This is a genomic window from Streptomyces sp. NBC_00435 (genome assembly GCF_036014235.1).
In the GTDB taxonomy this organism is placed as follows: domain Bacteria; phylum Actinomycetota; class Actinomycetes; order Streptomycetales; family Streptomycetaceae; genus Streptomyces.
Genome location: NZ_CP107924.1, coordinates 5,924,975 through 5,939,127, shown reverse-complemented (window position 1 = coordinate 5,939,127; position 14,153 = coordinate 5,924,975). Strand labels below are relative to the sequence as shown.

Below are 14,153 nucleotides of genomic sequence, written 5' to 3'. Positions count from 1 at the left end.
GCCGCAACTCAGGGGCGTCCGGACACTGAGCCCCCTTCCGTGACCCGCAGCAGAAGGTGCGGGAGCGTTCCGGCGAAGTCCGGGAGCGTGGTGACGACCCGCCACCAGGCGTCCGGATCGGATCCCAGGGCCAGGGCGAACAGCCGGTCGGCCTCGGCCCGCGAGGCGAGTACCGGCGCGGCCCAGTCGTGGCGGTCGGGGTGGCTCACCTCGCCCAGCCAGTGGTCCTCGTCCAGGGCCCAGCAGGCGGGAGCCTTGTGCCGGATCACGTCCTCCCCGGTGAGCAGCCCGCGGGCGAGGCAGTCCCGGACCCACCGGATGTCCTCCTGGACGGACTCCATGGGCACCGCGAGACTCGCGAGGGCCAGTTCGCGGTCCACGCCCCCGACGGGCTCGGCGGCCTTCGGGGCCAGGGAGCGCACCGCGTCGGTGAGCGCGGGGAGGTCCGGTCCGCCGGTGTGCGGTACCCCGGTACGCGGTCCACCGGCGTGCGGCCCCGCGGCGGGCTCCTCGCGCAGGGTGCCGCGCACGATCCGGGCCACGAGGACCGGGAGGGTACCGCGGAAGGCCGGGGCGTGGCGGAGCAGCTCCCCCCAGAGCCTGGGGTCGTCCCGCAGGGGGCGCAGCGCCCGGGCGACGGCCGTGCGCATCCCCGTCCGTTCGGGCAGGGACCAGCGCAGGCCGCTCCTGGTCCCGGAGAGGTCCACCAGCAGCAGGGTGCGGCGCGCGGGGGCGACGTGGGCGGCGAGCTCGTCGCAGGTGAGCAGTCCCATCCGGACGGCCCGGACGGCGGGCCGGTACCACCCGTACCCGTCCGTGTCCCGCGCGCCCGCGTCGAGCAGGGCCCGGCCGACCTCGCGGGGCAGTGCTCCGGCCAGCAGCAGGGCCTCGACCGCGCCGGGCGGCAGCGGCTCCCGGGCGTGCTCCTCCAGCAGGACGGCGGGGTCGAGGGGTTCGTGCGGCATCCGCAGCAGGGTCAGCGGGATCCGGGGCCGGCGGCCGTGCCCGCGCAGCAGCGGCACGAGTTCGCCGGTGGTGAACGGTCCGGGGCCGACCTCCCGCAGCAGCTCCGGCGACGGCCCGGGGCGGGCCGCGTACCGGGCCGGTCCGGGGAGCCCGGGCAGGGGCCGGCCGACGACGTGCGGGTTGCGGGCGACGTACTGCCGGTCCTCCTGGCTGCCGTGGCGCAGCAGCAGGGTGACGGTCGAGGCCGACAGCCACTCGTCGCGGCACAGGTACTTGCGGGCCGGCCCGTCGAGCCGGCCGACCAGGTCGGTGACGACGTGGTCCGGCGCGTGGCGCAGTACGTGCGCCGCGCACCGGGCCAGCCGTCTGCTGGCCCGGTCCTCCTCAGCCGTCGGCATCGTTCTCTCCGCCTTGCCCGTGCTCGTCCGTGTGCGGGTACGCGTACCCACTCACGCCCGCGCCCATCCTCGTACGCCTGTCCGACGTCCGGCGATGATCGCAGGTCAGCGCAGGGGACGGTGCACGTTCTTGTGCGTGGACGGACCGGGGGTGGCGTCGGCGATCCACGGCCCGTCCCCGGACGGGTCGAGGACGCCCTCCTCCAGCCAGGTGTAGGTACCGGACAGGACCCCGGCGACGACCTTGCGGTCCAGGTCGTCGGTGTTGTCCCAGAGCCGGCCGAAGAGCTCCTCCACGCGCAGCCGGGACTGCCGGCAGAAGGCGTCGGCCAGCTGGTAGGCCTCACGACCGTGGTCGCCGGTGGCCCGCAGGTGCTCGGCGCGCACGCAGGCCGCGCTCATCGCGAAGAGCTCGGCGCCGATGTCGACGATCCGGCCGAGGAAGCCCTGCTTGGTCTCCATGCGGCCCTGCCAGCGGGACATGGCGTAGAAGGTCGACCGGGCGAGTTTGCGCGAGCCGCGCTCGACGTAGCGCAGGTGGGTGGCGAGGTCGGGGTGGCCCGGGGGGTGGAAGGCCCGGTAGGTGCCCGGGACCTGGCCGGCGCCGGTGGTGAGCTTGGGCAGCCAGCGGGCGTAGAACCCGGCCGCGCGGGCGCCCGCCTTCGCCTTGTCTCCCAGTGCCTTCTCCGGGTCGATGAGGTCGCCGGCCACGGACAGGTGGGCGTCCACGGCCTCGCGGGCGATCAGCAGGTGCATGATCTCGGTGGAACCCTCGAAGATCCGGTTGATCCGCAGGTCACGGAGCATCTGTTCGGCCGGGACGGCCCGCTCCCCGCGCGCGGCCAGCGATTCGGCGGTCTCGAATCCGCGTCCGCCGCGGATCTGCACCAGCTCGTCGGCCATCAGGCAGGCCATCTCGGAGCCGTAGAGCTTGGCGAGGGCGGCCTCGATCCGGATGTCGTTGCGGTCCTCGTCGGCCATCTGGGAGGCCAGGTCGACCACGGCCTCCAGGGCGAAGGTGGTGGCGGCGATGAAGGAGATCTTGGCGCCGACCGCCTCGTGCTTGGCGACCGGCCGTCCCCACTGCTCGCGTACGCCGGACCATTCGCGGGCGATCTTCAGGCACCACTTGCCGGCGCCCACGCACATGGCGGGCAGCGACAGCCGGCCGGTGTTCAGCGTGGTCAGCGCGATCTTCAGGCCGGCGCCCTCGGCGCCGATGCGCTGGGCGGCCGGGACCCTGACCTGGTGGAAGCGGGTCACGCCGTTCTCCAGGCCGCGCAGGCCCATGAAGGCGTTGCGGTGCTCGACGGTGATGCCCGGCGAGTCGGCCTCGACGACGAAGGCGGTGATCCCGCCCCGGTGGTTCTCGCTCCTGGGGACCCGGGCCATGACGACGAGCAGATCGGCGACGACCCCGTTGGTGGTCCAGAGCTTCACACCGTCCAGGACGTAGGTGTCCTCCCCGTCCGGGACCGCGGTGGTGGCCAGGCGCGCCGGGTCGGAGCCCACGTCGGGCTCGGTGAGGAGGAAGGCGCTGATGGCGGTGGTCGCGCAGCGCGGCAAGTAGGCGTCCTTCTGTTCCTGCGTGCCGAACATCTTCAGCGGCTGGGGCACACCGATCGACTGGTGGGCGGAGAGCAGGGCCCCGATGGCCGGGCTGACGGAGCCGACGAGGGCGAGCGCCTTGTTGTAGTACACCTGGGTGAGGCCCAGGCCGCCGTACTTGGGGTCGATCTTCATGCCGAGCGCGCCGAGCTCCTTCAGCCCGCGCACGGTCTCGTCGGGGATCTTCGCCTCGCGTTCGATGCGTGCACTGTCGACCGAGGTCTCGCAGAACGCCCGCAGCCGGGCCAGGAAGGCCTCGCCGCGCCGGACGTCCTCCTCGGCCGGGAGCGGGTGGGGATGGATCAGGTCGAGCCGGAACCGTCCCAGGAACAGCTCCTTGGCGAAGCTGGGCCGCTTCCAGTCCTGTTCCCGGGCCGCTTCCGCGACCTGTCGTGCCTCGCGCTCGGTCACCTTGGGCTGTGCGGGCGGTACGGGCTGTGCGGGCTGTGTTGCGGACATGAGGGGGCTCACCTCGCCGCCGAGAGTGGGGTACTTACCGGTGGGTTCTGCCAGTGAGTCGTACCCGTTTCGGGCGGCGGGGAAGCGGGGGTGAAAGAGGGACGGCCGGAGCCCCCGCACAGTAGGCTCCGGCCGTCGGCTTCTCGGCCGTACGAGTTCGGTCAGATGTCGAGGCCGCTGAGGACCAGGACCCGCTCGTAGGTGTAGTCGTCCATCGCGTAGCGCACGCCCTCGCGGCCCACACCGGACTGCTTGACGCCGCCGTACGGCATCTGGTCGGCGCGGTAGGACGGGACGTCGCCGACGATCACACCGCCGACCTCCAGCTCGCGGTGGGCGCGGAACGCGGTCTGGATGTTCCGCGTGAAGACGCCGGCCTGCAGACCGAACTTCGAGTCGTTGACGGCGGCGAAGGCCTCGTCGGTGTTCTCGACCCGGCGCAGGGTGAGGACCGGTCCGAAGACCTCCTCGGTGGCCAGGGTGACGCCCTCGGGCACCTCGGCGACGACGGTGGGCTCGTACGAGGCACCCTCGCGCTTGCCGCCCGTGAGCAGCTTGGCTCCGGCGGCGACGGCCTCGTCGACCCAGGACTCGACCCGCTTGGCGGCGTCCTCGGAGACGAGGGGGCCGACGTCGGTGGCGGAGTCGTTCGGGTCGCCGGTGACCTGCGCCTGGACCTTCGCGACGACCTTCTCGACGAGGCGGTCGTAGACGGAGGCGTCGGCGATCACGCGCTGCACGCCGATGCAGGACTGACCGGCCTGGTAGTTCGAGAAGGTCGCGATGCGGTTCGCGGCCCAGTCGAGGTCGGCCTCGGAGGACCAGTCCTCCAGGACCACGGCCGCGGCGTTGCCGCCGAGCTCCAGGGTGCAGTGCTTGTGGGGCACGGCCTGCTGGATGGCGTAGCCGACCTTGTCCGAACCGGTGAAGGAGATGACGGGCAGGCGCTCGTCCTTGACCAGCTCCGGCATCTTGTCGTTGGCGACGGGGAGCACGGACCAGGAACCGGCCGGCAGGTCGGTCTCGGCGAGCAGCTCGCCGAGGATCAGACCGGAGAGCGGGGTGGCCGGGGCCGGCTTCAGGATGATCGGCGCGCCGACGGCGATGGCCGGGGCCACCTTGTGGGCGCACAGGTTCAGCGGGAAGTTGAACGGGGCGATGCCGAGGACGGGACCCTTGACGAAGCGGCGGGTCAGGGCCAGCCGGCCGACGCCACCGGCGTCGGTGTCCAGGCGCTGGGCCTCTCCGCCGTTGAAGCGGCGGGCCTCTTCGGCGGCGAAGCGGAACACGGACACCGCACGGCCGACCTCGCCGCGCGCCCACTTGATGGGCTTGCCGTTCTCGGCCGAGATCAGCAGCGCGATCTCCTCGGTGCGCTCGGCGAGCCGGCGCGCCACGTGGGCCAGGGCCTCGGCGCGTACGTGGGCCGGGGTCGCGGAGAACTCCGCCGTCACGGCGTACGCCGCTGCCACGGCTTCTTCGACCTGGGCGTCGGTCGGGACGCTCACGGTCCCGACGAGGCGGCCGTCCCACGGGGAGTGGACGTCGAAGCTGTCGTCGCCGGTGGCCTGGCGGCCGGCGAGCCAGAAGGCGTGGGTGGAAGTCATGCTGATCCCGGCCCTTCGGAGTGTGTGCGGTGGGTCCTTGTCCCCTCCACCGTAGGACTCCGCGGCGGTTTCGGCGTTTGTCCGGGGTGGAGTACGCGCCTGGCGCGGCGCGCCGCTTTGTCAGTGTCCGGGGCAGCCCGGCCCGTGCGGGTCCCGACTATGCCGGGTTCGAGGTGGCCTTCAGGGCGAGCCACAGCTCCATGCGGACGTCCGGGTCGTCCAGGGAGCGGCCCAGGATCTCCTCGACCCGTCGCATCCGGTAGCGCAGCGTGTGGCGGTGGACCCCGAGGTCGGCCGCGGCCGCGTCCCACTGGCCGTGCCGGGAGAGCCAGGCCTGGAGCGAGGCCACCAGGTCGCCCCGGCCCTTCTCGTCGTGTTCGCGCAGCGCCCGCAGCGTGCCGTCCGCGAAGGCCCGTACCGCGTCGTCGGCGAGCAGCGGGAGGACCGAGCCCGCCGCGAGGTCCTCGTGCTCGACCATCGGGCGGCCGCGCCGCCGGGCCACGGCAAGGGCCTGGTCGGCCTGCTTGAGGGCCGCCGCCACGCCGGAGGCCGCCGCCGGCGCCGACAGCCCGAGGACCAGCTCGTCCGGTTCCGGCCCGCCCGCGTCCCGGCCGCGCCGCGAGTCCAGCGCCTCCGCGTGTTCCGCGCACGCCTGCACCGCCGAGCCCCCGTCGGCCACCAGGGCGACGAACCGGCCGGGTTCCGGCACCACCAGCAGCGTCTCCCCCGTGCGCGCCGCCGCCGACTCCACGGCGTCGGCCAGCTGGGCCAAGCCCTGCGGCTGCGCGGTGCCCGCCAGGGCCGGCTCCGCGACGAGGATCCGGAACGGCGCGTCGAGCAGGGGGCCGTACAGGTCCCCGGCCACGGCCTGCGCGTGCTCAGCCAGCCCCGCGAGCAGCATGCGCAGCACGGCCGCGCCGAGCCTGGACTCCGCGTCGTGCAGGGAGCGGGAGCGTTCGGTGGTGAGGGTCAGGAGCGCCACCGCCGAATGGACGGCGTACCGCTCCGCCGTACCGAGCGGGGCTCCGGTGCCGACGGCCAGCGCGCCCCGGGCCCGCCGCCCGGTGCCCAGGGACTGGAGCTCGACCCGGTCCTCGGAGCCGCCGACCACGGCGCTGGCCGGAGCCGGCCGCTCCCGCAGCCGCTCCACGTCGGGGGTGAGCCGGGCCGCCCGGCGGGCGGCCCAGTCGGGGGCGGCCGCGACCACGGCGCCCGAGGTGTCGTAGAGGGCGGCCCAGCCGTGCACGTGCGCCGCCAGTTTCGTCAGCAGTTCGCCGGGGCCGTCGGCGGAGAGCGCGGCCCGCGTCAGCTCCCGCTGCGCCTCGAAGCCGGCGGTCACGGCCCGGTACTGGTCGGCGGCCAGGGCGGCGGAGACGGCCTTGCTGATGGCGAGGAACGGGGTGCGCCGGGGCACTTCCAGCAGCGGCAGGTCCTCGGCCCGGGCGGCTTCGACCAGCGCCTCGGGCACGGCGTCGTAGTTGACTCCGACGGCGAAGCCGATGCCGACGACGCCGGCCGCCGCGAGCCTGCGTACGTAGCGCCGCATCTCCTCCGGGTCCTCGGCGTCCAGCTTCATCGCGGTGACGAGGAGCAGCTCCCCGCCCTCCATGTAGGGGACGGGGTCGGCGAGCTCGCTGACATGGGCCCAGCGCACGGGGGTGTCGAGGCGGCCCTCCCCGGCCCGGACGCTGAGCTTGAGCGCCGAGTGCTGGACGAGCGAGGCGAGGGTGAGCGGCATGGGTACCGGGGCGCCTTAGGGAGGAGGGGTTCGGCGGCGGGGTGCCGACGCAGGATTCTCGCCGTGGACCGCCACCGCGGACTTCGCCGTGTCGTACGAACGGCTCACCTCGATTCTGCCATCCCGTACGGTTCCGCTCAGTTCGGTCCCCCGAGCCGCACCAGCAGGGGTGCGGCCCGCTCCCCGCGGACGGAGGTGAGGGAGAGCACGGCGTGGCCGGGGGGCACCACGTGCGCCAGGTCGGAGGCCGACCAGCGCTCCCGTTCCACCTGGCGCACGGTCACGGCGTCGGTGGTCACGGCCTTGCCCGAGACCAGTTTGCGGAATGCGTGGATGGCCCGGGTCAGCGGCTGGTCCGCGAAGACCGTCCGGTGGGTGACGTCGCGGGTCTCCACCCACTCGGTGCCCCAGGTCTCCGCGAACCGCTTGCCGTCCCAGGTGGTGACCCCGGAGAAGGCCATGCGGCAGCCGACGGCCCCGAGCAGCGGGGTGCGCAGGGCTTCCGGTACGTCGTCCAGGGTGCGCAGGGTGAGCAGGACTCCCGCGTTCGCCGAGCGGAGCCGCTGGATGCCGCGCACCGCCTCGGGGGTGAGGGTGTGGGAGGCGTCGTCGAAGGCGAGGAGCGCGAAGAGCGAGCGGTCGGCGCGGGCGGTGGCGGCGGCGTTGAACTGGGCGAGCAGCAGCCGCGCCAGCATCCGGGAGGCGTCGGCGTGCCCGCGTTCGGGGAGGTCCACGCGGACCCGCAGCGGGTGCTCCAGGGCGCGCAGCGAGAACGGCCGCCCGGCGCCGGTGGTGTCGAAGAAGCCCGCGAAGGCGGGGCGGTCCAGCAGGGCGACACGGTCGGCGAGGGCCGGTCCGGGGTCGGAGTGGGCCCCGTACTGGCGTTCCCGCGCGTCGAGCTCGCGGAGCATCTGGGGCTTGCCGGCGGCCTCCAGCGTGCCGCGCAGGGCGGTGAGGGCGGCGGGTACGCGATCGAGGAGTTCGCGCAGCTCGGGCACGGCGGGGAAGCGGCCGTACGCGGCCCGGAACGGCCCGAGGAGCTGGGCGAGGGCGGTGGCGGCCCGGCGTACGTCGATCCCGGGGACGTCCCCCACGAAGCCCTCGGCGAGGAGCATCGCGGCCTCGTCGGGGTCGGTGGTGCCGCCGTAGAGGTCCAGGTCGTAGACGGAGTCGGGGTCGCCGACGCGCACGACGACGTCGTAGGCCCCGTCGGGCCCGAGGGCGGCGCCGGCGGAGGCGACCGCGATGACGGCGGCCTGCCCGGCCAAGGCCTGCAGCGCGAGCGACTCCACGACCGGGCGCACCAGCCGGGAGGTCTTGCCGGCGCCGGAGGGGCCGATGGCGAGCAGGGAGGTGCCGAGGACCGCGGGGTCGAGGGCGATGCCGCTGCCGCGGCGGGCGTACGGGTTGCGCTCGCTGTCCTGGACCGTGCCGAGCAGCACCTGCCGGGCGAGCAGATCGTGCCGGGCGGCGCGGACGGGAAGGTCGCGCGCTCCGGACGGGTGGACGCACGCCCCGGCGCCCATGTCCCGCACGGCGTCGTCGAAGGCCCGCGTCCGTGAGGGGTCGGCCCGTACGGTCTCCCAGGCCCGCCGGATCCGCGCGTAGTCCACGTCGTTCATCCGCCCCGCCCCCACCTCCCCTCCGAGCCGCTCGGCCGCCTCCACCAGCCCGGCCTCCCGCACCTCGGACCACCGCACGGGGTCCTCGGGCCCGCCCTCCTCCACCGGCCTGGGCGCCGGGACCACTGCCTGAACGGCCCGGGCGGCGCGGCTGCCGAGGACGCGGCGGGCCAGCTCGGGCCAGCGGCCGAGGCGGCCGAAGCCGATGGCCAGGGTCGCCACGACGACGGCGTACCAGATGTAGGAGGCGACCACGGAGGGGAGCGTTCCGGCCCAGGAGTCGGGGGTGAACATGTAGAGCGGCCAGAGCCAGAAGCCGCCGAGGTACCCGTTCCAGAGGAGGGACCACAGCAGCAGTCCGGCCAGCAGCGCGATGAACGCCCCGCTGATCAGCTGGCGGGTCGGGGTGACCTCCGGTTCCTGCGCGGCGCGCGGGACGTACCCGTACGTCCAGACGCCGGGGCCCGCGGCCGGGCGCGGGACGCGCAGCCAGTCGGCGAGGGTGGGGCCCGCGGAGGGGGCCGGCCCCGTGCCCGGGGCATGGGTGGGCTTCGGCGGTGGGGCCGGGGGGCCGGCCGGCCGGGGAACGTGCCCGGTGGTGGACGGCGCCCGCCGCTCGTACCTGCCGTGCGTGCCGTCGGTGTCCATGAACCCCTGCCCCCTGCCCGTTACCGCACTGCGCGGCGCTGCGCTGCGCGCTCAATCTAGTGGCCGCCGCCGCCCCGCGGCCCGTACCTGGTCATGATCCACAAGACACGCGCCGATTCCTTCCTATGGCCGTCACGGACAAGGACACGCGGGCACCACTCCCGAACGGAGCATGCAGGACTCCACCTCCCGGGCCTAGCCTGCGGACAAAGACACAAGTGCGTCCGAAAACACCCCCCAGGAGCCCCCCTATGACCGCTGTCCCGCAGGAGCGCCGCATCGTCACCGCGATCCCCGGCCCCAAGTCGCAGGAGCTGCAGGCCCGCCGCCTTTCGACGGTGGCCGGCGGCGTGGGCTCCGTGCTCCCCGTCTTCACGGCCCGCGCGGGCGGCGGCATCCTCGAGGACGTCGACGGCAACCGCATGATCGACTTCGGCTCCGGCATCGCCGTGACCTCGGTCGGCGCCTCCGCCGAGGCCGTCGTGCGCCGCGCCTCCGCGCAGCTCGCCGACTTCACCCACACCTGTTTCATGGTCACCCCCTACGAGGGCTACGTGGAGGTCTGCGAGGCCCTCGCCGAGCTCACCCCGGGTGACCACGCCAAGAAGTCGGCCCTCTTCAACTCCGGTGCCGAGGCCGTCGAGAACGCCGTCAAGATCGCCCGTTCGTACACCAAGCGCCAGGCCGTCGTCGTCTTCGACCACGGCTACCACGGTCGTACGAACCTCACGATGGCGCTGACCTCGAAGAACATGCCGTACAAGCAGGGCTTCGGCCCGTTCGCCCCCGAGGTCTACCGCGTCCCGGTCGCCTACGGCTACCGCTGGCCGACCGGCGCCGAGAACTGCGGCCCCGAGGCCGCCGCCCAGGCGATCGACCAGATCAGCAAGCAGATCGGCGCCGACAACGTCGCCGCGATCATCATCGAGCCGGTCCTCGGCGAGGGCGGCTTCATCGAGCCGGCCAAGGGCTTCCTCCCGGCGATCGTGAAGTTCGCCAACGACAACGGCATCGTCTTCGTCGCCGACGAGATCCAGTCCGGCTTCTGCCGCACCGGCCAGTGGTTCGCGTGCGAGGACGAGGGCATCGTCCCGGACCTCATCACGACCGCCAAGGGCATCGCGGGCGGCCTGCCGCTCGCCGCGGTGACCGGCCGCGCCGAGATGATGGACTCCGTGCACGGCGGCGGCCTGGGCGGCACCTACGGCGGCAACCCGGTGGCCTGCGCGGGTGCGCTCGGCTCCATCGAGACCATGAAGGAGCTCGACCTCAACGCCGCGGCGAAGAAGATCGAGTCCGTCATGAAGGCCCGCCTGACGGCCATGCAGGAGAAGTACGAGATCATCGGCGACATCCGCGGCCGCGGCGCCATGATCGCGATCGAGCTGGTCAAGGACCCCTCGTCCAAGACCCCGAACCCGGAGGCGGCCGGCGCGCTCGCCAAGGCCTGCCACGCCGAGGGCGTGCTCGTCCTCACCTGCGGCACCTACGGCAACGTGCTCCGCTTCCTGCCGCCGCTCGTGATCGGCGAGCACCTGCTGAACGAGGGCCTGGACGTGATCGAGGCCGCGTTCGCGACCGTCGCCGCGTCGGTCTGATCGAACGTGCGGCGCGTTCGGTAGAACGCGCGCACAGAATGCTCGATCACCGCTCGATCGCTACCGCCGGTAACGGTCGGGCACTGTGAAGAACGTGTGGGGGGCCGATGGCGGGAGCGTTTTCCTGCTGACGGTCCCCCTTCCGCTGCCGTACGGTTTCTGCAGATGAGTGAGACAGCCCGCTCCGGGGAAACCGGGGGCGAAACCAGTACCGGGCTTCCCCAGCGCCGTACTGGGCATGCGTTCGCGCACACTCCTCACAGATCGGACAGCCGCACGCCCCAAACCCCCCGGGGCGCGCGGCGACCCGATCCGGCCGGCCGCCCCGGAACCACCCCCCCTGTTCCGGGGCGGCCGGCCACTCTCCCCTCCGTGATCTCCGCGCTCTGCGCCGCGCTCTTCGCACTGATCACCTGGCAGGTCCTCGTATCGGGACCGCTGCTGACCCCGGACGCCCGCCTCAGCCGCGCGCTGGTGCGCACCGTCCCGGACGCGGTCACCCAGCGCCTCTCGGACCTCGGCAACGTCCCGGTCGCGGTGCCGGTGCTGCTCCTCGCGGTCCTCTACGCCGTCCGGCGCGGCAACCGCCGGGGCGCGGCGGCCGCGGCGCTGGCCATGGCCCTGGTGCCGGCCCTGGTCGTCCCGCTGAAGGAGTGGACCGGCCGGCCGGGCCCCCTGGAACCCTGGGCCACCGGCTACTACCCCTCGGGCCACACGGCCACCGCGTTCGTGGCCTACACGGCCGCGGCCCTGCTCGTCGCCCCGTACACCCGCCGGCGCTGGCCCCTCCCCCTCGCGGCCGCCCTCACCACCCTGACGGCGGCGGGCCTGATCCTGCGCGGCTACCACTGGCCCCTGGACGTCCTGGCCAGCTTCCTGATGTGCACTCCGCTCCTGCTGGGCGTGCGCGGGTGGGCCTCACGGCGCGCCTGACGCTGGGCCTAGGATTCTGCCGATCTTGGGATTCTTCTTCCACGAAGGGCGGGGGCGCGCCATGGGTGCCAGCGGTTGGGACTACGTGACGACGTACGAGGGGGATGTGCAGGCGTCACTGGACGCCCTGCACGCGCGGGTGTTCGTCGAGGAGTTCGGCGAGACAGGCGACTACGCCGACCTGGCCGAGCTGTGGGCCGACACCGAGTTCATGGGGACGGGCGGCACGCACACGATCCTCGACGTCCCGGTGGCCGCCACCGGGTCCGGGGGGCCGGTGGAGGGCGAACTCCGTCCGCTGTCGGCCGAGCGGCTGCTGCTGCACTTCGGCACGGAGCGACCGGCCGTGGCCCGGTACGAGGAGCTGATGGCCGAGGCGGGCCGGGTGATGAGCGACGAGGAGTACGAGCGGAGCCTGCTGGGCGCGGAGTTCCCCCACTGGGGAGGGCTCTACGTCCTCCTGTACGGCGGGACCGGCAGCGAGGGCGGCGACGGCGAGCCGACGCACGTCGCCTTCTTCGGCAGCTCCGGGGACTAGTGCCGGTCGGCCTGGGCCGGGCCGGAACCCCGTGGGGTTGCGGCCCGGCCCGCTGCGGTCCCGCGGGGAGGCGGGGGCGGTCAGCCGCCGAAGTAGGCGTCGAAGTTATTCGCGAACTCCCAGGACCCGAAGCGGTCCCAGTTGATCGACCAGGTCATCAGGCCGCGCAGGGCGGGCCAGGTGCCGTGGGTCTGGTAGGTCCCGCAGTTCGCCTTCTTCGTCAGGCAGTCCAGGGCCTTGGTGACCTCCGCCGGGGAGGTGTGGCCGTTGCCCGCGTTGGACGTGGCGGGCAGGCCGATGGCGATCTGGTCCGGGCGCAGCGGCGGGAAGACGCGGGCGGTGTTGCCCGCGACCGGGAAGCCGGTGAGCAGCATGTCGGTCATGGCGATGTGGAAGTCGGCGCCGCCCATGGAGTGGTACTGGTTGTCGAGGCCCATGATCGAGCCCGAGTTGTAGTCCTGGACGTGCAGCAGGGTGAGGTCGTCGCGCAGGGCGTGGATGACCGGGAGGTACGCGCCGGCGCGCGGGTCCTGGCCGCCCCAGGGGCCGGATCCGTAGTACTGGTAGCCCAACTGGACGAAGAAGGTCTCGGGGGCCATGGTCAGGACGAAGTCCGGGCCGTACTTGGCCTTGAGGGTCTTCACGGCCGATATGAGGTTGACGATCACCGGGGTGGTCGGGGCGCGGAAGTCGGTGTCGCCCGTGGCCAGGGAGAGGGAGTGGCCTTCGAAGTCGATGTCGAGGCCGTTCAGCCCGTACTCGTCGATGATCCTGCTGACGGAGGAGACGAAGGTGTCGCGGGCCGCCGTGGTGCCCAGCTGGACCTGGCCGTTCTGGCCGCCGATGGATATCAGGACCTTCTTGCCCGCGGCCTGCTTGGCCTTGACGGCCGCCTTGAACTCCGCGGCCGATTCGACGTTCGGGCACTCGCTCACCGGGCAGAGCTGGAAGCGGATGTCGCCCGAGGTCACCGAGGTCGGCTCGCCGAAGGCCAGGTTGATGACGTCCCACGAGGCGGGTACGTCGGCCATCCGGACGTAGCCGGAGCCGTTGGCGAAGCTGGCGTGCAGGTAACCGACCAGGGCGTGGGCGGGCAGGCCCGGGTTGCCCGGGTTGCCGCCGCCGTTCGGCATGGTCACCACCACGGCGGCGCTCTTCGGTGATTCCCCGGCCGCGTTGACCGCGCCGACCTGGAAGGAGTACGTCGTGGAGGCGGTGAGGCCGGTGACCGTGGCGGAGGTGGCGCTGACGGTGACCGGGTTCGCGCCGTCCCGGTAGACCTTGTACGAGGTGGCGCCGGCCGAGGCGGCCCAGGAGAGGGCGGCGGAGGTGGCGGAGGAGGCGGACGCGGTGAGGCCGGTGGGGGCGGCCGGCGGCTGGGGCTGTCCGGGTCCGGAGCCGCCGGGGTCCGGGCCGACGAGGGTGACGTCGTCGGTGAACTGCGGCGGCTGGCCGTACCAGCCCTGCGTGTACACCGTCACCGAGGTGGTGGCCGCGCCGGTACGGAAACTCGTGCTCAGCTGCTTCCAGGCACCCGGGGTCTGCGTCCAGGTCTGCGGATCCGTGGTCCCGGTGCCGGTGGCGCCGAGGTAGACGTACGTGCCCTGCACCCAGGCGCTCAGCGTGTACGCGGAGTCGGGCTTGACCGTGACGGTCTGCGAGCAGCGGGCGTTGTCCTGCCCGACCGGGGTGCCCTTGAGGACGGAACTCCCGTTGTGGACGGGCGTGCTGACGGTGGCTCCGCTGCCGGCCGAGCAGCTCCAGCCGTCGAGGCCGGCTTCGAACCCGCCGTTGCGGATGAGGTCGGCGTCCGCCGCCGCGGCCGGCTGCCCGGTGGCGAGGAGGCCGGCACCCGCGAGGGCGGCGGCCGCGAGGAAGGACAGGGCGGAGCGCCTGAGGGCGCTCCCGGTGGGCCTGACGGGTCTGGCGGATCTGGCGGGCCTGTTCGGGCGCACAACTGCCTCCGGTGCATGGGGGGATGGAGCCGGGCCGCGGGTGGGGAAGCGGCGGGGGAAGGCGCAGCGGCGCCCAAGATGGT

The 14,153-nt window shown here is 73.5% G+C and carries 9 protein-coding genes; 3 read left to right on the top strand and 6 right to left on the bottom strand.

What is annotated here, in order from left to right; all coding sequences use genetic code 11:
* Window positions 1–8 precede the first annotated feature (8 nt).
* From OG389_RS27370 to OG389_RS27350, 5 genes are all read right to left on the bottom strand, one after another.
* Complete coding sequence (locus tag OG389_RS27370) at window positions 9–1,364, bottom strand: hypothetical protein (protein WP_328301087.1); 1,356 nt, start codon at window positions 1,362–1,364, stop codon at window positions 9–11.
* Window positions 1,365–1,469: 105 nt separating this feature from the next.
* On the bottom strand, window positions 1,470–3,431 hold the full coding sequence (locus OG389_RS27365; protein WP_328301086.1) for an acyl-CoA dehydrogenase family protein: 1,962 nt from the start codon (window positions 3,429–3,431) through the stop codon (window positions 1,470–1,472).
* 161 nt (window positions 3,432–3,592) lie between these two features.
* Window positions 3,593–5,038: an aldehyde dehydrogenase family protein gene (locus OG389_RS27360; RefSeq protein ID WP_328301085.1), complete on the bottom strand. Its 1,446-nt coding sequence runs from the start codon at window positions 5,036–5,038 to the stop codon at window positions 3,593–3,595.
* Window positions 5,039–5,195: 157 nt separating this feature from the next.
* Window positions 5,196–6,776 carry a PucR family transcriptional regulator gene (locus tag OG389_RS27355; RefSeq protein WP_328301084.1) on the bottom strand — a complete coding sequence of 527 codons (1,581 nt, stop codon included), beginning with the start codon at window positions 6,774–6,776 and terminating at the stop codon, window positions 5,196–5,198.
* A gap of 137 nt (window positions 6,777–6,913) precedes the next feature.
* The gene (locus OG389_RS27350; protein ID WP_328301083.1) at window positions 6,914–9,046 is read right to left on the bottom strand and encodes an ATP-binding protein; all 2,133 of its coding nucleotides are present in this window, start codon (window positions 9,044–9,046) and stop codon (window positions 6,914–6,916) included.
* A gap of 251 nt (window positions 9,047–9,297) precedes the next feature.
* Between OG389_RS27350 and gabT the strand changes: the two genes are divergently transcribed.
* The 3 genes from gabT (at window position 9,298) to OG389_RS27335 (ending at window position 12,115) form a co-directional block, all read left to right on the top strand.
* Entirely contained in the window at window positions 9,298–10,644 is a 1,347-nt protein-coding gene (gene gabT / locus OG389_RS27345; protein ID WP_328301082.1) for a 4-aminobutyrate--2-oxoglutarate transaminase, read from the top strand.
* Window positions 10,645–11,016: 372 nt separating this feature from the next.
* Window positions 11,017–11,577 (top strand): phosphatase PAP2 family protein, encoded by a 561-nt coding sequence (locus tag OG389_RS27340; protein ID WP_328301081.1) that lies wholly within the window; start codon window positions 11,017–11,019, stop codon window positions 11,575–11,577.
* A gap of 61 nt (window positions 11,578–11,638) precedes the next feature.
* A complete protein-coding gene (locus OG389_RS27335) occupies window positions 11,639–12,115 on the top strand; it encodes a hypothetical protein (RefSeq protein ID WP_328301080.1) in 477 nt (158 codons plus the stop codon).
* Window positions 12,116–12,195: 80 nt separating this feature from the next.
* Here OG389_RS27335 and OG389_RS27330 read toward each other — a convergent pair whose 3' ends face one another.
* Window positions 12,196–13,998 carry a chitinase gene (locus OG389_RS27330; RefSeq protein WP_443059464.1) on the bottom strand — a complete coding sequence of 601 codons (1,803 nt, stop codon included), beginning with the start codon at window positions 13,996–13,998 and terminating at the stop codon, window positions 12,196–12,198.
* Window positions 13,999–14,153: the final 155 nt, after the last annotated feature.

What these genes read in the sequence shown, in the direction of transcription:
- OG389_RS27370 (WP_328301087.1), bottom strand. Translation starts at nt 1,364, where the DNA reads ATGCCGACGGCTGAGGAGGACCGGGCCAGCAGACGGCTGGCCCGGTGC.
- OG389_RS27365 (WP_328301086.1), bottom strand. Translation starts at nt 3,431, where the DNA reads ATGTCCGCAACACAGCCCGCACAGCCCGTACCGCCCGCACAGCCCAAG.
- OG389_RS27360 (WP_328301085.1), bottom strand. Translation starts at nt 5,038, where the DNA reads ATGACTTCCACCCACGCCTTCTGGCTCGCCGGCCGCCAGGCCACCGGC.
- OG389_RS27355 (WP_328301084.1), bottom strand. Translation starts at nt 6,776, where the DNA reads ATGCCGCTCACCCTCGCCTCGCTCGTCCAGCACTCGGCGCTCAAGCTC.
- OG389_RS27350 (WP_328301083.1), bottom strand. Translation starts at nt 9,046, where the DNA reads ATGGACACCGACGGCACGCACGGCAGGTACGAGCGGCGGGCGCCGTCC.
- gabT (WP_328301082.1), top strand. Translation starts at nt 9,298, where the DNA reads ATGACCGCTGTCCCGCAGGAGCGCCGCATCGTCACCGCGATCCCCGGC.
- OG389_RS27335 (WP_328301080.1), top strand. Translation starts at nt 11,639, where the DNA reads ATGGGTGCCAGCGGTTGGGACTACGTGACGACGTACGAGGGGGATGTG.